The organism is Frankia sp. CeD, assembly GCF_000732115.1.
Classification (GTDB): domain Bacteria; phylum Actinomycetota; class Actinomycetes; order Frankiales; family Frankiaceae; genus Frankia; species Frankia casuarinae.
In genome coordinates, this window is record NZ_JPGU01000006.1 from 24,721 (window position 1) to 47,643 (window position 22,923).

Sequence of the window (22,923 nt, forward strand, 5' to 3'; positions counted from 1 at the left end):
CCTGTGACCACTCCATCCCCGGGCGTGGCTACGGAATTCCCGGGCGTGGGTACGGGTGCGACCGCTGGGACGGGGCCAGGGCCGCGCACGGTGTCGGTGGCGTGGGTGTCGGGCTTGGCGGGCGCCGTGCCGGCCGAGCATCCGATCAGCGCCTGCGCGGCGCCGATGCCCAGTAGGGAAAGGAGCATCCGTCGATCCATAGACCGACATTAACGGACATATGATTACGCTTTACCATCGGTGNGTGTAATCGCGGTTCTTCCTTGTCGAGTTGCTTCGTATGTTTCTCGAAGGGATCATGCGGTGGCCGTCCCCTTTACAGACCGCCACTCTGGGGTGTCGTAGGACCGTCGCGGAGTGGCGCAGGACTGTTCTGGGGTGGCGCAGGACTGTTCTGGGGTGTCGCAGGACTGCTACTCCACGTGCATCACATCCGTGGACTCCACTCCACGGCCTGTCATCATGACGGTATGACGGGTAGCGATCTCGGGCGATGCCGGTGGAGCATGCTCGTGGTGGGTCTGGTGGCGGCCGTGGTGGTCGCGGGTTGCCGTGACACGGGCGCAGCGGAGGTATCCCGTAGCCGGCAGAACGTCGCGGCAGCGACATCGCAACCTTCTGTGACGACGGTGACACGTTCGCGGCAGGCGATGGTGACCGTGCAGGCGGGACGCTCGCGCACAGTCGTCGGGCTGAGCGCGGTGGCCCTGCACGGCAGGGTCACCGGGCCCGCGGCATCCACAGCGTGGACGATGCTGTCGGGACCGGCCCCGGCCCGATTCGCCGGTGACGCGCCGGACACGACGGTGACCCTCCCGGCTCCGGGCAACTACGTGTTCCAACTGACCGCGACCGACCGGTCCGGCCGTTCACGATCCTCGCGGACCAGGCTGACCGCGCTGCGCTACGTCGCGCTGGGTGACTCGTATTCCNCCGGGGACGGAGCCGGCCCCGTCGCCGACTACCTCCCGGGCAGCTACCGGCCATTCGGTGGCTGCCGACGCTCGACCGATGCCTACCCGGCTCTCGTCCACGCCGCCCTGGCCACCAAGGACCCGCCGCCGTCCGCGACGTCTGATCCACTGTTCACCTTCGGGGCCTGCGCGGGCGCACGCACTCGGGACTTCTCCACGTCGCAGGGGCCTGGCACCCCACCACANGACACCTATCTGGACGGGTCGGCCGACACCGTCGGACTGGTCACCCTCACCGTCGGCGGCAACGACATCGGTTTCGCCGACATCGCGGTCTACTGTGCGGCACTGCACGTGACCACACTTCTCCCGTCCTGTCGGGACCACTCCGCACCGGCCGTGGGGGCCGCTCTGAACACCCTGCAGCCACAACTCACCGCGACCTACCGGGCTGTCCGACGGGCCCGCAGCCTCGCCCCCGGGGCACGGATCCTCGTCCTGGGCTATCCCCGGCTGTTCCCCGACGCTCTGGACGCACCCTGCCCGGTCAGCGTCCTCGGGAAGCTGGGGGTACGCATCCAGCCGGCCGACGCGGCCTGGTTCAACCAGACCGTCCACGACCTCGACAACACGATCCGCGCCGCCGCGAGGGCGGCCGGCGTGACCTACGTGGACACCGAAAACGCCTTCGCCGGGCACGAGTTCTGCAGCAGTACAGGCAGCCCTCCCGACGTCGACCTCCTCGGAACGCCGTTCTCCGCCGCGTTCCACCCCAACGGCCAGGGGCAGCGTGCGCTGGCCACCGCGATCACCGCCGCCTATCTTCCCACCGGCCGTTGACATCATTCGAGGTTGACATCATTCGAGGTTGACACATCCGAGACTGACACATCCGAGACTGTCTCCGGGTCGGTCAAAAACACCCCGGTCAAAAACACCCCTAGTCGGCGAGAACCAGGCGGTGGAGTTTGTCAGGGTCGAGGATCAGGTCGATGGTGGCGATCCGGCCGTCGCGCACGGTGAGGCCGGCGACGGCGATGACACCGGTCGATGCGCGCGCGACGATCCCGGCGGTGCCGTTGACCAGGGCTGGCTGGCAGTGCCGCGCGAAGCGGGGGCCTTGGATGGCGGTGTGCTGTGCGACGTCCGCGGAGCCGGTGAGCAGCGTGGGCATGAGCCGGGTGCGTGAGCCGGTGTCGACGCGGAACACGACGTCGGGATCGAGCACCGCGACGAGGGCGTCGAAGTCGCCGGCCCGGGCTGCGGCCAGGAACGCGGCGACGACCTTGCGCTGTGCGGCGAGGTCGGGGTCCGGGACCGTCGGGGCGCCTCGCACCCGCCGTCGGGCGCGGCTGGCGAGCTGGCGGGCCGCGGCGGGGGNCCGGTCGACTATCGGGGCGATCTCCTCGAACGGCACGGCGAACATGTCGTGCAGGACGAACGCGAGCCGCTCGGACGGGGTGAGCGTCTCGAGCACGACGAGCAGCGCCAGGCCGACGGAGTCGGCGAGCACGGTCTGCTGCTCCGGGCCGTCACCGTCCTCGGCGCTGACGATCGGCTCGGGCAGCCAGGTGCCCACGAAGTCCTCCCGGCGCGCCTGGCGGGCACGCAGCATGTCGATGCATACCCGACCCACGACCGTCGTCAGCCAACCGCCGAGGTTGTTGATCGCCTCGTCGCCGGAGCGGCTCAGCCGCAGCCATGCCTCCTGGACGGCGTCCTCGGCCTCGCTGAGCGAACCGAGCATGCGGTACGCGACCGCCTGCAGCCGCGGGCGCTGGCGCTCGAACTGCTCGGCCTGCCACGTCGCATCCTCCATTGCCTGCACCTCTCGCTTGCACCCCGCCGAACCAGCCTCTCCTGAGCAGTTGACGAACGCGGCACCGCCGATGTGACGACGCCACCCGTCCGGGTCCGGGGGACGGCTGGTGGCTGGTGGCCGGTGGCCGGTGGGCACGGCGGTCACATCTGTCCGGCGGGATCCGACAGACATCCGACGGACATCCGACAGGCAGGTGATCCGCGTACCCGCGGGTCAGGAGGAGCGCAGCAATGAGGATTGTCGTGTTCGGAGCGAACGGGCCGACTGGCCGGCTGCTGACCGAGCAGGCGCTGGCCGCCGGTTACGACGTCGTCGCGGTGACCAGGCGCCCGGCGGAATTCCCGATCACGCACGAACGGCTCGACGTCGTGGGGGCCGACGTGCACGACGCCCAGGCCGTCGATCGGGCCGTCGAAGGAGCCGACGTGGTGCTGTCGACGCTTGGCGTGCCGTTTACGCGCGAACCGATCAACATCTACAGCGACGGAATCCGGAACATCACTGCGGCGATGTTCCGGCACGGGGTCAAGCGAGTGGTCGTGGTGAGCTCGAGTGCCACCGAGCCGCATCATCATGCCGATGGCGGTTTCCTGCTCAATCGGGTCCTCCAGCCGCTGATCACCGCGACGATCGGCAAGACGACCTACCGCGATATGCGCCGCATGGAGGAACTTCTGCGCGATAGCAACCTAGATTGGACGATCATGCGTCCCTCGGGTCTGTTCGNCGCGCCCGCCGTGACGAGCTACGAGCTTCACGAGGACCAGGCGCCGGGTATCTTCACCAGCCGCGCGGACCTGGCCGCGAGCCTGCTCGAACAGGCGATCGAGGTACGGTTCGTACACAAGGCGGTCGCCGTGACGACCCGCGAAGGCGCCCCGACGCTATTTCAGATGTTGCGCCGGGAGGCATTCAAGCGGGACTGACCTCAGTAAACGCGGCCAGCAGCCGGGGCCGGCCTCATGGGACAGGACGGCCGGCGCCCGGCTGACGGCGTTGTTCGTTACTTGTTTCGCTATTCGCTATTCGCTATTCGCTATTTGCTTAGTGCGGCGACGGTGTTCAGCGTCTTGCCGGAGCTGGACGTTCCACCCAGCACGTACACCCGGCCGTCACCACCGGTCGCCGCGGCATGCCCGGCCCGGGTCGAGGGGGAGCTGGTCGGTCCGGCGGCCCACCGGTCGTCCTTCGGGGTGTATNCCTGCNCCGCCCCGGTGACGTTCCCGGCGCTGTCCCGCCCGCCGATGATGTAGACCCGGCCGTCGGGGCCGGTCGCCCCGGCGGCACCCGCGACGCCGTCCGGCAGGTCGGACATCTGGGCCCACGAACCCTTCTCGGCCGCTTTCGAACCCGGTGTATAGGCGAAGACGTCGGTGGCTGCCCGCGCTGCGGAGCCGCCGCCAGCCCCGATGCCGCCGGCGGCCAGGATCCGGCCGTCCGGCAGGGCCGTCAGGACCGGAGCCCTGTTCCCGGATGGCGGCGCCCCGGCCGTCGACCAGCTGTCCGAGCCGGGGTCGTAGATCGCCAGGGTCTTCGCGTCGAGAACGTAGATCCTGCCGTCGGTGCCGCGGGCCGCGCTCGGGTCNCCCATGGCGCTCGGCAGGGGCTTCCCCGTCGACCAGCTTCCGCTGGACGGGGTGTACACCTCGACGATGTCCGTGGGCTGGTTCGAGCTGCCGGACCGGCCGCCGATCGCGTAGATCCGGCCATCGAGGTCGGTCGCGGCGGCGAGGTGGGTACGCGCGGTCGGCAGATCGGGCGCGTCCGTCCAGGCGTTCTTCCGCGGGTCGTAGACCTGGACCGTCCCCACCGGCGTCAGGGGTGCGACGCCCGGCGGTGACGTGGGTGAGCCGGTGCCCGTCGGTGTCCCGGGCGTGGTCGGTGAACCGGTCGGACTCGCGCCGGGTGATCCGGTCAACGTCGCGGTGGGCAGGTCGGTGGTCGGGCTGGTGGTCGGGTCATCGGTTGACGGGCCGAGCGGACCGGCCAGTGGCTTCCGGGTCAGGCTCGCCGGACCCACCGTCGANGTCGTCGTCGCGGAACTTCCGGGCGTCCCGGTGGGGGCCGGCGACTGCGTCGGTGATGCGGGTGCGGTTGGCGAAGTGGGTGTGGTGGTTGGTGAAGTGGGTGTAGTCGGTGACGCGGTCGGGCCGGGCGTCCCCGTAGGCGATCCCGGGGCGCCGCCGCCGGCGCCCGTCTCGGCGGCCTGGCCGCCGATCGCATAGATTCGTCCGTCACATCCCGTGGTGGCCGCGAGATGGACACGGGGAGTCGGCAGGGCGGTAACCGTCTCCCAGCTTTGCAGTGGGCCGGCGATCTGGGGCAGCGACGGGCATCTGCTCGTCGGGCTGCCGGTCGGTGCTGCCGCCTCGGCCACCGAGCTGAGCAGCCCCGGCGCGGCCAGGGCTGCTGCCAGCGTGGCGGTCAGGACGAAGGCGCGCGAGGCGCACCGACGTGATGTACGGGACCAGTTCATGAAGTCTCCCCCCTCTGAGGACCGCGGGTGCGGCCCTGACCGACGGGTGGATGGCATGGGTAGATGACGGTGCACGCACGAGAACTAGCTGTACGTTGTGCATCCTGACGTTGTGCATTCCCATTGATTCGAAGAGTAATCACCATTGGGTTCGGTGCCCGCGGGTCCACCCGGACGGGACGAGTGGGCCTGACGTGGTGCGGGACCATCCCCCGACGGGGGTGAGTGGCGCGGGTCAGAGGTGCGGGGGTGAGTGCGCGGGTCAGAGGTGGCCGCGGCGGACCAGCAGGGCCAGGACGCAGGCCGACGGGGCCATCGGCAGCCATACCGTGATCATCCGGTAGCCGAGGACCGCCGCGAGCGCGATGGCGGCGGACTGGCCGGCAGCCATGATCGCTGTTGTCAGGGCCGCGTCGAGCGAGCCGAAGCCGCCCGGNGAGGGCACCAGGGCCGAGGCCGCGCTCGCCGCGAAGTAGATCGCGAATACCGCGCCGACCCCGAGCGGAAGGTGCAGCGCACGCATGATCGCCCACAGGGTCGCGGCGTGCAGCATCGGGATGGCGGCCGAGCCGCCCCACAGCAGGGCCGCCCGGCTCGGCGACTGCAGGGTGGTCTTCATCGACCGTAGGTGGTCGACGACGCCCGCCCATGCCCGGCGGGCCGCCCGGCGGACCGGGGCGATCAGCCAGCCGAGCAGGCCGAGCAGAGCGAGCCCGGCGAGCACCGCCGGGACCACCATGGCCACCGGCTCGCCGCGGGGTAGGCGTGCCACGTCCACCGGCAGGAANCCCCCCGCCAGGAGCATGATCAGCACGGCCAGGTGCGTGGTGACACCGGCGGCGGTGTCGAGGCCCACCGCCGTCACCGCCTCCCGCAGGGTCAGCCCCGCACGATGCAGGAAACGAAGCTTCACCGCGCCGACCCCGAAGCCCGCCGGCAGCACGTGGTTGGCGACGCTGCCGGCGACCTGGACCGCGAGCAGCGGACCCACTGGCAGGGGCCGGGCCACCGTGCCCTGCTGGCAGGCCGCTCCCGCGATCCAGGTCAACTGGGCGACAGCGACCGCGCCCACCAGCCAGGACGGGTGGGCGCGCGTCAACGCGTCGACACCGCTCTCGACCGTTGTCCACGAACGCGCGAGCCAGACCACCGCCAGCAGCGGCGCGGCCACGGCTGCAACCCCCTTCGCCCGGATGTATCCCATCCGCCGTCTCGCCATGGAATTCAACCGCCTTGGCTCACATCGATCCGGTCTGGAACGATGTCGTCCGAAATCATGCCGCTGGGCCCGATGTTGCTCGAGACGACGCCATCCGGGACCTCCCGATGCGCCGCCGAGGATCCGAAAGAGTGTCCCGCGACACCCTCAAGATCGGAATCTGGCCCGCCCGCGAGCAGTCCGGCGAGCCGCCGGCTCAACTCACCCCAGTTCCAGTTCCGGCACATCCAGTCCCGTCCGGCGAGGCCCATCCGGGCGGATCTCTCGGGGTCGTCGAGCAGGTCGGCGACGGCCGTCGCCACGGCGTGCCGGTCGCGGCCGTCCACGACGACGCCGGTGCNACCGGGCAGGACGACGTCGGGNGCCCCGCCCTGGGCACCGGTGACGACCGGCAGGCCGCTCGCCGCCGCTTCCAGGGCGGACAGTCCGAGACCTTCGAGGTCCAGGCCGAGCAGGCGGGTGCGGGNCGGCATTGCGAAGACGTCGGCGGCGTCGAGATAGGCCGGAAGATCCTGCTCCGTGACCGCGCCGGCGAAATGCACCGCGTCGGCGACGCCCACCTGGGTGGCGAGCCGTCGCAACCGGTCCGCGGCGGGACCCTGCCCGACCAGCAGCAGCCGTGCGGCGGGATGACGTCGCAGGACCACCGGCCAGCCTCGGATGAGCATGTCCTGCCCCTTGCGCGCCACCAGGCGGGCCACGCAGATCACGACCGGTCGGTCCGACCAGCCGTGTTGCCGGCGGATCTCCTCGCCCCCGACCCGCGGCCGGAACCGTCCGGTATCCNCCCCGCCGGTCAGCCGCGCGAGTGTCGTGCCCGGCGGGGCGACGGCGAGCAGCCGGCGCCGGGTGAACGCCGTCAGATAGGTCAGGACGTCGGCCCGGGCGGCGACCGCTCGGACGAGCGACCACCCGCCGGGCAGCCGGGACCAGGCGACCTCGTGCCCGTGGCTCGACGACACCACCCGGGAGNTCCCGGCCGTTCGCAGCGTCGGGGCGAGCAGGCCGAGCGGCGCCGCGGTGGGAAACCAGGCCGCCTCGCAGTGCTCGGACCGCACGACCGATCGCAGGAGGCGCCGGGATCCGGGGGAGGTGAGGATCCTCTCGTCCATGCGGATCACCGGGAAGGGCAGCGTCCGGTCGAAGGCGGCGGCGCTGGGGGCTGCCGGCGCCACGACCACCACCCGGTCAGCCGGAAGCCCGGCCGCGAGATGGTAGGCGAACGTCTGGATGCCGCCGAGCACCGGGGGGAACTTGTCGGCGACCACCAGCATGCTTGGCACGTCGACCAGGCCGGTACCGGCCCCGGCGGTACCGGCCCCGGCAGGATCGGTACCTGAGGCCGGTCCGCTCCTCGCAGGGCGGATCGGCGCGTTCGGATCATCGGTGGGGCCCGGCGGGAGGGGAAGTTCCCTCACGCGTCGTCCGGCCGGCGACAGGGCTGAACGAGCGGCATCGGGCGTGTGGCGTCCCGGTTGACGGGATGCGACGGCAGGGGGTGACCCTTCATGAAGGGAGATGATTGCAGCCTCACGATGTGGCGCTAATGAGACCTGCGATCGTGACGAGCGTCCGCGCCAGGGGCGCATCCCGTGGCGAGCTGGACGGCGGCGGCCCGTGGGGCACGGGACTCCTGGAACCGCCCGGGAGCCTGGGCGTCGGTGCCGGTCCTCTCCTTCNGCCCCACGCCGGCGAGCGAGTACGCCTTCCAGTTGACCGCCGATCTACTGATCCACGGCTGGGATCTGGCGCGGGCGATCGACATGCACGGCCGGCGGGCCGGTGACACCTCGTCGGTGGCGGGTGTCGGCTCTGACCGGGACCTCGTGCACCGGGTCCACGAGCAGCTGGCGTCGCAGATCGACGCCTGGCGGGCGGCCGGCATCTTCGCCCGCCCGGTGCCGGTCCCGGATGACGCCGACGAGTGGACGAGGTTGCTGGCCCTCATCGGCCGCTCGCCCGACTGGCGGCCCGGATCCGGCGGATAGCTCGGCACGACGGATATCAGCACAAGAGCACAAGGGATATCGACACAACGGATATCAGCACAATGGGTAGATGAGGATGGGGGCGCCCGACCCCCCGGGTGCGGAGGTGGCCGGGGCCGTGCAGCTGTGTCGCGGGCTCGGTGCCGTGGGTGTAGGCGGATACTCGCCACTCGGCACCGGGCTTGGCACCGGGTGTTTCGCCCCGCCCACCTCCGTCGGCGTCGGTGACGCGGTGGCCGACGAAGGCCCGCTCTTCAGGGAGGGGCCCGCCGTCAGTGACGAGGGATCCGTGAGTGACGAGGGATCCGAGCCGCCGCCGATGCCCAGCCTGCCGATCGCCGCTGGCAGCGAGCCGTCCTTGGCGATGGCGAGGTCGGCCGCTGCCGCGGCGCCCTCGGCGCGTCCCCAGCTCACCCGTAACCCGGACGTCGCGATCAGACCGCCGACGGCGAACGCGGCCACGGCGCTCACGACGACGAGTAGGGCCAAGAGCAGCCGCACGGTGCGACGGTCACCGGAATCCACCGGAACGCTCACGACCGTCTCCGACCGTCCGGTATATCGATACCTGGAGTGAATACCCGTGAGCACAACTGTAGGCGTCGGTATCGGGCGGCGGCCACGGAATCCCTCCGCATTGGGTGACCGTAGCGGATCGCGACGGGCTCCAAGGGACAGCGGCACGCCGGATGGGAGTCGGATCTCGGGTCGAGGGGCCGCCGGGTCCCGCCGGGCTCAAGAGCTCAGGACGCCGACTCCTGNCCCGGCTCCTGNCCCGGCNCCCATCCCGCCACTCGGTCCCGCCTCCCGCTCGGCCAGCAGCACCGCGAGGTCGTCCTGCAGCCTGCCATCCACGTGGGCGCGCAGAGCCCCGGCGAGACGGTCGAGCGCGTCGTCCTGGCTGCCGCCCCGCAGCAGGTCCAGATGATCGTCCAGAGGGAAGAACCGCCCCCGGCCGTCCCGGGCCTCGGTGAGACCGTCGGTGAACAGCAGCATCCGATCGCCGACCGCCCAGCTCGCCATCGTGACGGNGAAACGCTCGGCCAGCCCGAGCGGCGGACTCGGCGACTTCAGTTCCAGCGTGGTGCACTCGTCCGCCGAGACCAGTCGTGGCGGGTGATGCCCGGCCGAGCACAGGCCCAGCCGACCGTCCGGGTGGATGTCGACGATGAGCGCCGTCACGAAGTCCTCGGGTTCGGCCTCCCGACCCACCGCGCGGGCGCAGGCGGCGGCCACCTGTTCCGGGTCGAGCCAGGTCACTGCCGCCTCGCGGAAGGCACCGAGCACTATCGAGGCCAGCCGGACCGCGGGCAGGCCCTTGCCGCGGACATCGCCGATGATCATCCGGATGCTCTGCGAGGTGGAGACGACCTCGTAGAGATCGCCACCCACCGACGCCTCCTGGGCGGCGGAGAGGTACCGAGCCGCGAAACCGGCCCCGTTGAGCCGGCTCGGGACCGCCGGTAGCAGTGCCCGCTGCGCGACCTCGGCGACCGCTTTGACCTGGTGCAGTTGTGAGCGTTGCCGTTCCCGGCACACGCAGATGCAGACCGCGATCACGGACTGGAGGGCGACCAGCGTGGTTGCGGCGAGATGCGGACCGGTCCCGAACCAATGATCCCAGAAGCCGGAGAGGAGCGCCGCGATCACTGCCAGCGCTCCGACCGCGGCGGTGACCCGGGGTGGACTGGCCGCCGCGATGATCAGTGGCCCGAGACCGAAGTACCCGACCAGGATCAGCCCGGGCGTCGCGTCGAGGATGACGACCGTGACGAGGACGAGCGTTCCGGCTATGAGGGGACGGACGTCCTCCNCCCCGCCGAGCCCCTCTAATCCGCCGGGCCCCTCCACCCTGCCGAGTCCGCCGAGTCCGCCGAGTCCGCCAGCGCCTGAACGACGTCTTCGCATGGGTCATTGTCCCGGCCGGATCGGGATCCCGTGAGAGGGCCTCGCATTTCGGCTATTCGGTAACATCCCGCTACCCGTAAGGTCAGATCGGGCCGTGGACCAGGTCGGGCCGTGGACCAGGTCGGATCGGGTGCCCGTCGGGTCAGATCGTCAGATCGCGTGGGCCGAGCGTTCTCCCGGCTGATGGAGGTGCCAGCGCTCGCTGTCCTCCACCTGCGCCGCGAGGGAGATCAGCAGGGTCTCGCTGTTCGCCGGCCCCATCAACTGGGCGCCGACGGGCAGTCCCGCCGCGGTGCGTCCGGCCGGTACGTTGACGGCCGGCCAACCGAGGACGTTCCACGGCCAGGTGTAGGGACACGCCGCCACGATCGCCTGGTCGGTGGCCCAGTTGCTCTCCCGGTTGAGCTCGCCCACCCGGGGCGGCGGAGTGGCGGTCGTCGGGGNGNGNATGACGTCCACCCNCCGGAAGACGCGGCCGATGTTGAGCCGGGCCAGTGGTTCCGCGGCGCGTGTCAGCGGGAGGAACGGGCGCAGCATCCGTCCGGTCCGCGCGTTGGCCATGGTCCGCGGGTCAAGCAGGGTGGGATCGGGCACCCGCCCNGCCCAGTCGCGGATGCCGTCCATGGACCGCGGCAGGAAAATCGTGCCAAGCAGGCCGTAGGGCGGCTCNACCGGCACGATGTCATGCCCGCAGCGGGCCAGGATCTCGGCCATCCGTTCCACGGCGGCCCGGACGGCCGGATCGAGGGCCACCGGCATCCCGCTGTACGGGTGGTGCAGGGAGAGCCCGATCCGCAGGCGGGGNGGGGGATGGCCGGCGGCGGTGAGGAACGGCTCGGCCGGCGCCGGCGGNCGAGCGCGGNCGATGGGNAGGCTGCCGGACAGGACGTCGAGCAGCAGGGCCCCGTCGGCGACGGTTCGGGTTAGCGGGCCGTAGACAGTGAGCCCGTTGAACTGCTCGCGGACCGGGGCGCTCGAGATGCGCCCCCGCTGCGGTTTGATCCCGACCAGGTGGGTCCAGGCGGCGGGGATGCGCACGGAGCCCGCCCCGTCCGAACCGATCGCAGCCGGTACCAGCCCCGCGGCCACCGCGGCCGCCGCGCCTCCGGAGGAACCGCCGGGAGAGTAGTCGAGATCCCACGGGTTGCGGGTCACCCCGAACGCCTGGCCCTCGGTGAACGGCCACTGCCCGAACTCGGGGGTGTTGGTCTTGCCGATGATGATGGCACCGGCCGCCTTCAGCCGTCGCACCATCTCGCTGTCCCGGACCGCGGGGGGGAACTCCCCCATGGCGCCGAAGGCCGTGGGGGTACCGGTCAGGTCGGTGTCATCCTTGATCGCAATGGGCACGCCGAGTAGCGGTCGCCATCCCGGCGTGCTCCACCAGCCGCCGCGGCCGTCCCGGCCGGGACGGCCGCGGCGGGCGGCGAGCGCGACGTCCGCCGCCTCGGCCTCTGTCAGGGCCGCCTCGGCCCGTACCCAGCGGAAGGCGTTAAGGGTGGCCTGGGTCGCCGCTGTCCGGGCCAACGCGGCTTCGACGAGCTCGCGGGACGTCATCTCGCCGGAGGCGAGGCGTGCGGCCAGTGTGCGGATGCCTTCGAGCGGACCGTTCCGGTCGGCTGCGGAGGGCATTGTGGGCACATCCGACATCAGCCACCCCCTGACGCTCATGGCTGCTGTCCGAACCGTAGCCGACGCCGGGTCGTCCGCACCGTCGATCGCCTGATACCTCCCATTGTCCCCTGCTGTGGGCAGGTTGGGGAGAGATGAGCCATGATCGATATATTAGCCGTTATGTGGCATTTATGTGTTTGTGGATAGTGTTGGGCATCGGTGACGCGGCCCCGTGTCCTGTCAGGGCGTCTACATCGGGTTATCCGCATTGATTCCGGGTATGACGATGAGAAGTACGGCTAGTGAACATCCCGCCCGGTCGGCTTTCTCCGCGAGTCACGGGGAGCCGGCGGCAGGTCTGATCGCAGATGTGGCCTGATCGCAGATGTGGCTCGGCGAGGTGGTCCGCGTCGGTCCCGGTCGGACGGGCCGAGCGTGATGCCAGCTCAGCCGTTGACCAGCTCAGCCGTTGACCAGCTCAGCCGTTGACCAGCTCAGCCGTTGACCAGCTCAGCCGTTGATTCCAGATCGGACCCGGTCTCCAGGTCAGACACCGACACCTTCCAGGGAGGAACCGAACGATGCCAATGGACCCGAGTTCAGTGATGCCGGAGCCCGCACGGACCGCGTCGCTTCCCGCCGACGACACGACCACGGCTCCGTTCGCGTGCCCTCCGGTCCCCCCGGTCCCGACCGGTACCGAGAGGGTAGGTGCCGGCCCGGCACCCGGCCTGAACGGTCACGCTTCCCCGGCGCCGAGCCCCGACGTCATCGCCGCGACCACCTCCGCCTCACGTGTCACCGGCCCGGGAAACGTCACCGGCCCGGGAAACGTCACCGGCCCGGGAAACGTCAGGGAGCCGGGAAACGTCAGCGGCCCGGACCTGGCCGGCCCGGACATGACCACCCCGGGCGCCAGGGCCAGAGTGGCCGGCGGAGCCGCCGAGGTGCGCCAGAAGGTCAACGAGGCCGTCCAGACCCTTGCTCCCCATGTGTCGGTCGCCACCGAGAAGACGAAGGGGGCGGCCGAGAAGACCCTCGCCACCAGCGGGAAAGCCGCGCGGTCCGTCGGGCAGCGGATGCGGAGCAACCCGAAGGCCACGGGTGGGGTCCTGGCCGGCACGGTGGTGCTGCTGCTGGTGGTCCGGCGGGGACGGCGGCGCCGGGGATGAGTAATCCAACCACCTCGTAGGGAGAAAACTAATGATCACCTTCATCGTCGTCATGATTCTGCTCGGACTTGTCGCCGGGGCCGTCGCACGCGTGTTGCTGCCCGGCCGGGATCCCATCGGGATTCTCGGCACCATTGTGGTGGGAATCATCGGATCTTTCGTCGGAGGATTCCTCGGCTACGTCCTGTTCAATAAGGATGTCGGCGAAGGCGCTCTGCAGCCGTCCGGCATTCTCGGGTCCATCATCGGTGCCATCCTGGTTCTCCTGGTGTGGCGGAACGTGGGGGGCCACGGCGGCCGGTCGGGGTCGACCCGCAGCCGTCGTTACGCCCGCCGGTAATCGCGATACCCGCCGGCGACCGGGTGACCGCGATCCGGTCAGCAGCACACAGAGCACCTGCTCTGACCCGACGCCTGCTTCGGCCTGGGTCCTCCACCTGCGGAGGAGCTGGGCCGGAGCCTTCGGTGGTGTCGTTATGCGCCTGTGGTGTCGTTTGGCGCCTGCGGTGTCGTTTGGCGTCGGGTCGATTCCCCTGGCTGCGCCGCGTCGTCATCGTCGTCGTCGTCGCGGGGCGGTGGAGAAGAAGCGGAGCTGTCATGCTCGCTGGTCTCGCTGGTCTCGCTGAAGTTCCGCGCCCGTTCCGCGGCGTCGGCACTCGCGCCGGAGAACAGCCGGGCGTCNTCGGCGGCGTCGGCAGGCGCACCCGTGGGCGCGGTGCTCGTCCCGCCGTCCGTACCGGTCTCCGCCTCCCGGCTCGCGCTGCCGGCGGCGGTAACCGCGGCCGAGTTCGTGGCATCCATGATCGTGGGGGAGAGGAGACCTTGCACTGGGACGGGAACCGCCCGCGCTGGTTCTTCGCCGCGGCGGATGCCGTTCGTCTTGCGGAGCCGGTCGGACCTGCCGTCGGGATGGTCTCCATCGGGATGGTCGCCGTGGGGATGGTCGCGGCCGTGGAGATAGTTGTGCCGGCCGTTGCCGGACGGATCGGGGTGGCGGCCGTCGCGGTCATCGGCCCGGCCCTGATCCGGGATGCGCAGACCGAGCAGGTGCGCGGAGGCGTCGAACTCGATGCGGGTCCGGGGCAGAGCTGTCGGATGGTTGTGCTGGACCCATCGGACGAGTGCCTCGCGCATGTGGCAGCGCAGGTCGAACACGGTCGGTCCGTCCTTGCCGCTGACCAGGACGCGGATGCGGATGTGATCATCGATGGCGTCGGTGACCTGCAGGACGCAGACTCGCTTGTCCCACAGGTCCGTGGCGTCCAGGACCCGGTGCATCTCGGCCCGCATCTCGTCGATCGGGATTGCCCAGTCCAGGTCCAGCTCGACGGCACCGAGGACCGCGGACTCCTTGCGGGTCCAGTTCTGGAACGGTGTCGTGGTGAAGTAGGTCGACGGAAGGACCATCCGCCGGTCATCCCAGATGTGGACGACGACGTAGGTGAGAGTGATCTCCTCGATCCTGCCCCACTCCTTCTCGACCACCACCACATCGTCGACCCGGATGGCGTCGGTGAAGGCCAGTTGGAGTCCGGCGAAGACGTTGGACAGTGAGGTCTGGGCGGCCAACCCCGCGACGATGCCGACCACGCCGGCCGAGGCGAAGATGCTGGCGCCGGCGACGCGGACGCTCGGGAACGTCATGAGCATCGAGGCGCCCGCGATGATCGAGATGATGGCCACCGTGATCCGTCGGAGCAGGGTGACCTGGGTGCGCACCCGGCGGGCATGCCGGTTGTCGACGATATCCATTCGGTAGCGGGCGAGCGCGAGGTCCTCGAAGGCGAACGCGAGCACCGTGACGCACCAGGCGATTCCAGCGATAAGGGCGACATTAGACACTCGCAGGGCTGCCCCGGTCCAGGTCTGTTCAGCCGTGGAGGTGAGGCCGACGAGCAGGGCCACCAGCACGAGCGTGAGTCGCGTCGGCCGCTTACCGCGCTGTGCGAGATCGGCGACGATCTCCGAATGGCGGCCGATCCGTCTGGCCATGCNGTGCAGCAATACGGAGACGGCCAGGGCCAGCAGGACCGCACCGCCCAGGATCGTCAGGACGGCGACGGTCGATTGCATGTCGGAGAAGGACAGATCGGGCGCGGCGCTCAGACGCACAGACAGGCTCCTCGTCCTGGGCCATGGTCAGGGATGAAAAGGCTCGATGTCGGCCTGGGATACGGGTCCGGGTCACAGTGTGCCCGGTTGCCGTTCCCCGCGCCGGGGCCCAGCGCAGGGCTCCGATGGCAGTCGCAGCGAGGGCGTAGCAGTCACATGCATGGGGTTGGTCTGCCCGGANCATTCAGATCCAATGAAGTGATCCGAATCACGTCTGCCTGAAGGGTGGGGCGGACGATTGCGGTGGGTCCCCATCCGACTTCGTTCACGAATATAGACGTGTGGTGCGGACAAGAAAAACGTGGTTCTACCGGCGTCGCCATAGGTGTGATCGTGACACGAACGGGTCCTTCGCGGAAACACGCCGTCCTCCGTCGCCAGATTGTGTCTCGTTGAAAATAGCTACCTGGCAGGGAAGAAAGGTACGCGGGTCTGCAAGATATGGTGTCAACTGCTCGGCGCCGAGCCGGCCGTGGTGGAACACGTCGAGTTCGACGCGGACCAGAATGCGACCGCCACCCATTCACGGCGACGAAAGTGGGACTGGAGGCGATGCTCCTGCTGTAGAATCGTTCGTCCAGGTGCGGAAGGGGTATGGGAGTGTGTCGCTGGCGGACCTGGGGTATCGCCCCGCCTACGTGGAGACGCCGGTGTTCGTAGCAGTTGTCGCTAGATCAATGTTCCCGGGGGGGCAGGAAGCGGTACATCACGTGGAGGTCGACGTCGCCGAGCCAAGGATGGCGGAAGGCCGCCGGAAGGGTCCCGACGAGGCGGAACGCCAGCGAGCGCCACAGCGCGACCAACCGTGGATTGGCTGCGACGACGGCGTTGAGCTGCATCGCCCGGTAGCCGAGATCGGCCGCGTACTCGATCATCTGCTCCGCGGCCTGCCGGCTGACGCTCTCCCAGCGGTCGCCTTCGGCTCCCCGGCCGCCGTAGTAGCTACGTCCCCCGTACGGCCCGTAGCCCCGGTACATTCCGGCCCCGCCGCGCGGAGCCCCGTGATCCACCCGCTTAGGATCAACGAGCAGCATCGCCTGGACGACATGATCTCCCAGACCCGGCTGACTCGGTGTGAGCAGCGCGGTCGCGACGATCGAGGTGTCGCCCGGGCCGTCCTCCTCCATCACCAGAACCTCGGCCGGCGGGGGCAGCATCCACGCGCTTTTCGCGACCTCCTCGTCGGNGTCCGGTGTCCAGGCGCAAGTCTCGCCCTCGACCACAACGGCCCGCCAGATCGGCCAGATCGCGCCCCAGTCCTCCTCTGATGCCCGCCGTGTCCGCACAGATCGATCCTGCCTGTTCACCGGGCCGGAAGGTAACGGCCTGGAGCGCTGAACCCGCGGCAGTCACCCATCCTGGCGTTCGGTGGTTCGGTCACCGGCCGGGTTTTAAGATCGGGTCGACGGCGTAACCGCTGCATCCCTGCAGATGAACCCGGCCCATCAGTTGATCGGGATGGCCGGCGCGGGGCCGCACGGAGAGATTCGTCATGGCATAGCCGTCCGGGTGGTTGATCCAGCGTTCGCCGCTGAGATTCACCGCCCCATCGGTGTAGGTGATCCATACGAGAAACACACCGTGGGGAACCTTCGGATTGGTCGGCAGCGGAGAGAAGTCGAAAGTGGTCCACCGCTGGCAACATCGAGCGTGCCCGTCGAGCTACTTTGTGCCGGTCGCGGCCGGTACGGTCGCCTTGCCGGACGGGCCGGATAGTGGTCCGGTCCGGTGGCGTGCCGCTGATGTGGCGCGGCCGCCGGCGAGGACACTCGAGCGGACGACCTGCTGCGGCGCGCGCTCGGCGCACGCGATCCGACGCTGCTCCCGCATCAGCAGGAGCAGGTGCTCCGCTCGCTGCGCCGCTCGGGGGCCATGGCCTGAAACCGGTATCGCAGCGGCGCGGCTAGGAGGTTTATCCAGGATGGCTCTACATCGTCAGGCGAGTGGTGATCGGGCGGAGGAGACGGTCGACGTACGGCCGCACCTGGCCCCGCTGGGCGAGGAGGTCGTAGTCCCGCGGTTCCGGATGCCGCAGGAGTCGACTGCGCCGGAGACGGCCTACCAGATCGTCCACGACGAGCTGATGCTCGACGGCAAGGCGCGGCTGAACATGGCCACGTTCGTGACCACCTGGATGGACTCGTACGCCGACCGGCTGATGGCCGAGTGCGCCCCGAAGAACATGATCGACAAGGATGAGTATCCGCAGACGGCGGCGCTGGAGGAACGCTGCGTCAACATCCTCGCCGACCTGTGGCACGCCCCCGACGCCGAGCACGCGGTCGGCTGCTCGACCACGGGGTCGTCCGAGGCGTGCATGCTCGCCGGGCTTGCCATGATCCGCCGCTGGCGGGCGCGTCGCCGGTCCGCCGGCGCCCCGGCCGACCGGCCGAACATCGTCATGGGTGTCAACGTGCAGGTGTGCTGGGAGAAGTTCGCCCGGTACTGGGACGTGGAGGCACGGCTGGTGCCGATGGCGCCGGGGCGCACGCATCTGACCGCCGACGAGGCCGTGGCGCACTGCGACGAGAACACCATCGGCGTGGTGGCGATCCTCGGCTCGACGTTCGACGGCAGCTACGAGCCGGTCGCCGGGATCGTGGCCGCGCTGGACCACCTCGCCGCCTCCGGAGGGCCCGATGTTCCGGTACACGTGGATGCCGCGTCCGGCGGGTTCATCGCCCCGTTCTGCGACCCCGATCTGGTCTGGGACTTTCAGCTCGACCGGGTGGTGTCCATCAACACCTCCGGGCACAAGTACGGCCTGGTCTATCCGGGGGTGGGCTGGGTGCTGTGGCGCGACCGGGCGCATCTACCGGCCGAACTCGTCTTCCAGGTGGACTATCTGGGCGGGACGATGCCGACCTTCGCGCTGAACTTCTCCCGGCCGGGCGCACAGGTCGTCGCGCAGTACTACACCCTGCTGCAACTGGGCTATAAGGGCTACCGCCGGGTGGCCCAGGCGTGTCGGGACAACGCCCGCTGGCTGGCCGCCGAGGTGGCGGCGATGGGGCCGTTCGAACTGGTCTCCGACGGTAGCGGCATTCCGGCGTTCGCGTTCAAGCTCCGTGACGACATCACGGACTACACCGTCTTCGACGTCTCCGAGCTGCTGCGCACCCGTGGCTGGCTGGTGCCCGCCTACCGGTTCCCGCCGGGGCTGACCGATCTTGCGGTGTTGCGGGTCGTCGTGCGTCACGAGTTCAGCCGGGACCTCGCCGGGCTGCTCATCGCCGACCTGCGCCGGGTGGTGAACCGGCTGGCCCATCCGGGCCGGCGCACCGCGGGCGACCGGCCCGGCGAGTCATCGTTCCACCACTGAGCCGGGCGCCGGGCGNGGGGGCGAACCCGCCGAAGACGACCGAGTGCCCGCGGGGGGTCAGTGTGTACTCGATCCGCGGGGGTACCTCCACAGCGGGGGTACCTCCACATATGTGGACCGGTGGGGAGGCCATCGCGTCCCAGGCCGCGCAGGGACTCGGTGAGCACCCTGGGCGTGATGCCACGCGGCAGCACTTGGAGCTCGGAGAAGCGCCGCGGGCCGCCGAGGAATTTTTGTCGGTGCCGGGGTCCAAGGTGATGTGGCACGGTCCGCCTGATACGGGTCCGCACGACACGAAGGAGCACATCATGCCCACTCGAGAGACCGCCCCGGCCGGAGCGCCCTGCTGGGTCGACCTGATGACCTCCGACCCGGCCCGGGCTCGGACGTTCTACAGCGAGCTGTTCGGCTGGACGGCGGAGGATCCCGCTGAGGAGTTCGGCGGGTACTTCACCTTCACGAAGGACGGNGTCCAGGTCGCCGGCTGTATGCCCAAGCCGGACGAGGCCGTCCCGGATGGCTGGTCGGTCTACCTGGCCACGCCGGATGCCGAGAAGACCGTCGCCGCCGCCGTGGACCACGGGGGTCAGGTGATCGTCCCGGCGATGGTCGTCGGAGAGCTCGGCGTCATGGCCGTCGTGACCGACGCTGCCGGCGCGGCGATCGGCATGTGGCAGCCGGGGCTGCACCGTGGTTTCGGGGTGTTTGCCGAGCCGGGCGCCCCCGGCTGGTTCGAACTGCTCACCCGCGACTACGCCGCGGCTGTCGGCTTCTACCGGGACGTGTTCGGCTGGGACGTTCACGTCGTCAGCGACACCCCGGAGTTCCGCTACGCGACCTTCGGCAAGGACGAGGGCGCGCTTGCCGGCATCATGGACGCGGCGGGCTTCCTGGCCGAGGGCGTCCCGGCGCACTGGTCGGTGTACTTCGCCGTGCGGGACACCGACGCGGCGCTCGCGAAGACCGCCGAACTCGGTGGGTCGGTGGTGCTGCCCGCCGAGGACACCCCCTACGGCCGCCTCGCGGTCGCCGCCGACCCAACCGGCGCCGTGTTCAAGCTGGTCGGCCCGACCAAGTCTGAGCCCGCCCCCGCCGCCGCGAGCTGACCCGCCCGGCCTGGTTCCCGCCGCGGATGTGCCTGGGGCGCGGCACTGTCGTTGCGGGAACCGAGGGCTGGCCCGTTACTGTCGGCCCCGGCGTCGGTGACCTGGACCAGCACCATGTTGCTCTCCACCGCCTTCGGGTCGACGCGGCCGGGTGCGGCGTCGGCCAGCAGCGCGGCGAGCTCGGCAGCGCGTTGATGGTCCTCCGCGNGCCGGTCGACATGGTGGTGCGGCGCGTGCAGGCCGGCCGCGGCCAACACGCCGGCTTGGCGCATCCCGCCGCCGAGCCGGCGGCGCCACTCCCGGACGGTGCCGACGCGGCCGGCATCACAGACGACCAGGGAGCCGACCGGCGCGCCCAGCCCCTTGGACAGGCACACCGACAGGGTCGTGAAAGCGGCCGCGAGGCGACGCGGCGGGACGGCGCTTGCGACCGCGGCGTTCCACAGCCGCGCGCCGTCGCAGTGCAGCGTCACGCCGGCGGAGTCGGCGATGGCACGGAACTCCGCCAGCCGGCCGAGCGACCAGACCCGGCCGCCGNAAACCGTTGGCCGAGTGGAGCGGATCCGCCCACCTCGCGGGCAGGCCGGTGGACCGCTCACAGGACGCTGAACCGGGTCAGACCTGTGGAGCGGGCTGCTGGAACGGCCGTGCGCTGGTGGTCGCCTCCNACCTCCAAGAAGTGCGTCGAGGCCGGCCGTCGAGCTCACTCCGGCCGGTGCACCACAGCAGCACCTGAGCCGGGTCTCCGTCCGGTGCATCGGGGAACAGACGGCGAAGCACCCGTATGCCCAGGGGTGCTGGGAACCGGCAGGGGACCGTCAGCCCCGCGGCGATGTCCCAGGTATGGAGGAGGATTTCGGCGACGCCCATCGCCGCGAAGCCTTCGGGATCGCATGGCCCCCAATGCCAGGCCTGCGTTGCGGGGTCGGCGGTGGCCAGCGCGCTGCTGAGCAGTCCACCGCACGCGGTGATGACCTGGAGCNCCTCGCGCGGTGGCGTGTCNGGGGGAACGGTCAGATCGAAGGGCAGGTAGGCATGGGTGGGCCGGCCCTGCCCCAGCCCGCGGCGCATGAGATCGGCGGCGGTCTCGCTCAAGGTCCGCGATGTGTCTCGCGCGATCGACATCGCCTGCCGATGAAGATCGTCAGGTAGGTCAATCGTAGTGCGCACACCGCGGTCTTAGCGTAGCGACGTAGCGATCGGTCGAGCATGGCATACGGAACGTATATCGCTCGTGTACTCAAGGTTGTATGGGTACGTGTCATTGCACTGTGCCCGACCCTCGGCTATTACCGGCGCGGGCGGTATCGCCGCGTTCCTCGCGGCCTGCGGCAGCTCCGGATCCAGCGCGGACACGGGCGCGGCCGGCGCGTCAGGCGCCGCGGGACGCACCTGGTCGTTCACGTTGCGCAAGGGCGTGCTCTTCTCTGACGGCACCCCGCTGGACGCGCCGACCGTGAAGGNGTCGTTCGACCGGCTGCTGGACCCGGCGAACAAGTCCGCCGCCCTGTCCGCCTTCGCGTCAGTCCTCAAGGCCGGCGGCGTGGCGGTGTCGGGGGCGGACACGGTGGTCTTCCACCTCGAGCGGCCGTTCTCCGACTTCCCTTACCTGGTCTCCGCGGGCAACTACAACGCGGTCGTGCTCAAGAGCGACTACAAGGTCGGCACGTTCGCCACGAAGGCGATCGGCACCGGGCCGTTCCGGCTCGACTCCTACGACGTCGGCCAGGGAGCCTCACTGCGCCGCAACCCGAAGTACCGGGACGCCGGCAAGCCGTACCTCGACGGCGTCAAGGTGACCTTCCACAAGGACGCCCAGGCCGACCTACTGGCATTGCAGAGCGGCGCCATCNACGCGCAGATCCTGTCCGAGGCCGACCTCGTCGTCCCGATCGCCGGAAGCAACTCCATCGCCGTCGACAAGGCCAGCGGTACCAGCCTGACCGCGTTCACCCTACGCGTCGACAGGCCGCCGTTCACGAAGAAGGAGGTCCGGCAGGCCATCTCCTACGCGCTGGACCGGCCGGGTGTCCTCACCGCCGTCTACAACGGGGTCGGCGTCATCGGCAACGACCACCTTCTCGCGCCCGCGTTCGCGGCCGCACCGAAGGACCTCGCGCAACGCGCGAAGGACGCGGCGAAGGTCCGGTCGCTGCTGTCCGCCGCGGGGTCGAGAATCTGCGGTTCACCCTCAGCTTCGACGCCCCGAACAAGGCCTACGCGCTGGTCATCCAGGACCAGCTCAAGCAGGTGGGGATCACCGTCGATCTCGACCAGCAGACCTCCGACGTGTTCTACGGCGGCAATCAGGAGACCGACACCCCCTGGCTGTTCACCACCGCGAACCTCGTCGGCTGGGTGGGCCGCCCGACGCCGAGCCAGTTCATCATCCCGATGGTGAAGAGCCACGGGGTCTGGAACGGTTCGAAATNCGCCANCCCNGCCTTGGACGCCGCGGCCGACGCCTACGACGCCGCGACCGACCCCGCCGAGCGGAAGAAGCAGGCCGAGATCATCGCGCGGGCCCTTCACGAGGACGTGCCGGTCATCATCACCGTGTGGTCCGGGGCCGTCCGGGCCTACCGGTCCGACCGGGTCAGGGGGCTACGCGCCCACCCGTCGGCCTTCCTCGACCTGACAACCGTGAGCCGGGCCTGATCCGGCATGGTGCGTTTCCTGGCCCGGAGGTTGGCGGCGATCCCCGTCACCATGCTGGCGGTCAGCTTCCTGGTGTTCATCGCCACCGAACTGATCCCCGGCGACGTGGCGCGCGTCGTGCTGGGTCGGGAGGCCAGCCAGGCGTCGGTGGACGCGCTGCGCCACCAGCTGCGTCTCGACGAGCCGCTGATGCCCCGCTACCTGCACTGGCTGGGTGGGTTCGTCACCGGTGACTGGGGGCGCTCCTACACGCTCGGGGTCGACGTTCGCCCGCTGGTGATCGAACGTCTGCTCGACAGCGCGACGCTTGCCCTGCTCGCCTTCGTCCTGCTGGTGGTCTTCAGCGTGAAGCTGCACTGGCTGCCCTCGTCGGCGCAGGCACCGCCGGGGGCTGATCCGCTGACCTCGATCCGGCATCTGCTGCTGCCCGCGGTCTGCCTGGTCCTGCTGTGCACCGGCTATGTCGCCAGGCACGTGCGGGCGAGTACAGCCGCGGTCCTCGCTAGCCCGTTCATCCGGGCGATGCGGGTGCGTGGCATGTCCGAGGCGCAGCTCGTGCGAGGGCACGTGCTGCGCAACTCGCTGGTGCCGGCGACGAGCGCGCTCGCCGTG

At 70.1% G+C, this 22,923-nt stretch carries 20 protein-coding genes and 2 pseudogenes; 9 read left to right on the forward strand and 13 right to left on the reverse strand.

All coding sequences use genetic code 11. The features are described 5' to 3' along the window. Positions 1-188 (reverse strand): annotated as a pseudogene (locus tag CED_RS25035) (polysaccharide deacetylase family protein); the annotation flags it as partial. 441 nt (positions 189-629) lie between these two features. Between CED_RS25035 and CED_RS21375 the strand changes: the two are divergent. Then, positions 630-1,754, forward strand: a complete 1,125-nt coding sequence (locus CED_RS21375; protein WP_160172367.1) for an SGNH/GDSL hydrolase family protein — start codon at positions 630-632, stop codon at positions 1,752-1,754. A gap of 100 nt (positions 1,755-1,854) precedes the next feature. Here the strand turns inward: CED_RS21375 and sigJ are convergent, their stop codons facing one another. Next, positions 1,855-2,733 (reverse strand): RNA polymerase sigma factor SigJ, encoded by an 879-nt coding sequence (gene sigJ / locus CED_RS05965; RefSeq protein ID WP_035909079.1) that lies wholly within the window; start codon positions 2,731-2,733, stop codon positions 1,855-1,857. Between the two features lie 233 nt (positions 2,734-2,966). Here sigJ and CED_RS05970 point away from each other — a divergent pair, with 233 nt between their 5' ends. After that, on the forward strand, positions 2,967-3,662 hold the full coding sequence (locus CED_RS05970) for an NAD(P)-dependent oxidoreductase (protein WP_035909080.1): 696 nt from the start codon (positions 2,967-2,969) through the stop codon (positions 3,660-3,662). A 110-nt stretch (positions 3,663-3,772) separates the two neighbouring features. Here the strand turns inward: CED_RS05970 and CED_RS05975 are convergent, their stop codons facing one another. The 6 genes from CED_RS05975 to CED_RS06005 all read right to left on the reverse strand — a co-directional run bounded on the left by CED_RS05975 (position 3,773) and on the right by CED_RS06005 (position 11,977). Next, positions 3,773-5,212 (reverse strand): kelch repeat-containing protein, encoded by a 1,440-nt coding sequence (locus CED_RS05975; RefSeq protein WP_035731147.1) that lies wholly within the window; start codon positions 5,210-5,212, stop codon positions 3,773-3,775. A 262-nt stretch (positions 5,213-5,474) separates the two neighbouring features. Next, positions 5,475-6,383, reverse strand: a complete 909-nt coding sequence (locus CED_RS05980) for a lysylphosphatidylglycerol synthase transmembrane domain-containing protein (protein ID WP_235186919.1) — start codon at positions 6,381-6,383, stop codon at positions 5,475-5,477. A gap of 53 nt (positions 6,384-6,436) precedes the next feature. After that, the gene (locus CED_RS05985; protein WP_035909082.1) at positions 6,437-7,705 is read right to left on the reverse strand and encodes a glycosyltransferase family 4 protein; all 1,269 of its coding nucleotides are present in this window, start codon (positions 7,703-7,705) and stop codon (positions 6,437-6,439) included. Between the two features lie 768 nt (positions 7,706-8,473). Beyond that, complete coding sequence (locus tag CED_RS22195; protein WP_011434645.1) at positions 8,474-8,956, reverse strand: hypothetical protein; 483 nt, start codon at positions 8,954-8,956, stop codon at positions 8,474-8,476. Between the two features lie 198 nt (positions 8,957-9,154). Beyond that, a complete protein-coding gene (locus CED_RS06000; RefSeq protein WP_035909084.1) occupies positions 9,155-10,327 on the reverse strand; it encodes a PP2C family protein-serine/threonine phosphatase in 1,173 nt (390 codons plus the stop codon). A 150-nt stretch (positions 10,328-10,477) separates the two neighbouring features. After that, positions 10,478-11,977, reverse strand: coding sequence for an amidase (locus CED_RS06005; RefSeq protein WP_035731229.1), 1,500 nt, complete (start codon positions 11,975-11,977; stop codon positions 10,478-10,480). 569 nt (positions 11,978-12,546) lie between these two features. Here CED_RS06005 and CED_RS21380 point away from each other — a divergent pair. Both CED_RS21380 and CED_RS06015 read left to right on the forward strand, forming a co-directional pair. Further along, a complete protein-coding gene (locus CED_RS21380) occupies positions 12,547-13,113 on the forward strand; it encodes a hypothetical protein (RefSeq protein WP_049760808.1) in 567 nt (188 codons plus the stop codon). A 31-nt stretch (positions 13,114-13,144) separates the two neighbouring features. After that, positions 13,145-13,453, forward strand: coding sequence for a GlsB/YeaQ/YmgE family stress response membrane protein (locus CED_RS06015; protein WP_011434649.1), 309 nt, complete (start codon positions 13,145-13,147; stop codon positions 13,451-13,453). A gap of 134 nt (positions 13,454-13,587) precedes the next feature. On the opposite strand, the gene CED_RS06020 is transcribed toward CED_RS06015, so the two are convergent. From CED_RS06020 to CED_RS06030, 3 genes are all read right to left on the reverse strand, one after another. Beyond that, positions 13,588-15,225, reverse strand: a complete 1,638-nt coding sequence (locus tag CED_RS06020) for a mechanosensitive ion channel family protein (RefSeq protein WP_035909085.1) — start codon at positions 15,223-15,225, stop codon at positions 13,588-13,590. Between the two features lie 674 nt (positions 15,226-15,899). Next, a complete protein-coding gene (locus CED_RS06025; protein WP_035909087.1) occupies positions 15,900-16,511 on the reverse strand; it encodes a GNAT family N-acetyltransferase in 612 nt (203 codons plus the stop codon). 91 nt (positions 16,512-16,602) lie between these two features. Continuing rightward, positions 16,603-16,803, reverse strand: a complete 201-nt coding sequence (locus tag CED_RS06030) for a hypothetical protein (RefSeq protein WP_011434652.1) — start codon at positions 16,801-16,803, stop codon at positions 16,603-16,605. A gap of 343 nt (positions 16,804-17,146) precedes the next feature. On the opposite strand from CED_RS06030, the gene CED_RS06035 reads away from it, so the two are divergent. Both CED_RS06035 and CED_RS06040 read left to right on the forward strand, forming a co-directional pair. Then, on the forward strand, positions 17,147-18,547 hold the full coding sequence (locus CED_RS06035; RefSeq protein ID WP_011434653.1) for a glutamate decarboxylase: 1,401 nt from the start codon (positions 17,147-17,149) through the stop codon (positions 18,545-18,547). A gap of 308 nt (positions 18,548-18,855) precedes the next feature. Beyond that, a complete protein-coding gene (locus CED_RS06040; protein WP_035909209.1) occupies positions 18,856-19,653 on the forward strand; it encodes a VOC family protein in 798 nt (265 codons plus the stop codon). Here the strand turns inward: CED_RS06040 and CED_RS06045 are convergent. Both CED_RS06045 and CED_RS26035 read right to left on the reverse strand, forming a co-directional pair. Then, the gene (locus CED_RS06045; protein ID WP_369807795.1) at positions 19,557-20,252 is read right to left on the reverse strand and encodes a beta-eliminating lyase-related protein; all 696 of its coding nucleotides are present in this window, start codon (positions 20,250-20,252) and stop codon (positions 19,557-19,559) included. The two genes, CED_RS06040 and CED_RS06045, sit on opposite strands and share 97 nt — an antisense overlap. Before the next feature lie 16 nt (positions 20,253-20,268). Next, a complete protein-coding gene (locus CED_RS26035; protein ID WP_200875370.1) occupies positions 20,269-20,748 on the reverse strand; it encodes a hypothetical protein in 480 nt (159 codons plus the stop codon). A 163-nt stretch (positions 20,749-20,911) separates the two neighbouring features. Here CED_RS26035 and CED_RS06055 point away from each other — a divergent pair, with 163 nt between their 5' ends. From CED_RS06055 to CED_RS25040, 3 genes and pseudogenes are all read left to right on the forward strand, one after another. Then, the gene (locus tag CED_RS06055) at positions 20,912-22,054 is read left to right on the forward strand and encodes an ABC transporter substrate-binding protein (protein WP_160172368.1); all 1,143 of its coding nucleotides are present in this window, start codon (positions 20,912-20,914) and stop codon (positions 22,052-22,054) included. Positions 22,055-22,098: 44 nt separating this feature from the next. Then, positions 22,099-22,311 (forward strand): hypothetical protein, encoded by a 213-nt coding sequence (locus tag CED_RS06060; protein ID WP_152569705.1) that lies wholly within the window; start codon positions 22,099-22,101, stop codon positions 22,309-22,311. Positions 22,312-22,362: 51 nt separating this feature from the next. After that, a pseudogene (locus CED_RS25040) lies at positions 22,363-22,863 on the forward strand (ABC transporter permease); the annotation flags it as partial. Between the last annotated feature and the right edge of the window lie 60 nt (positions 22,864-22,923).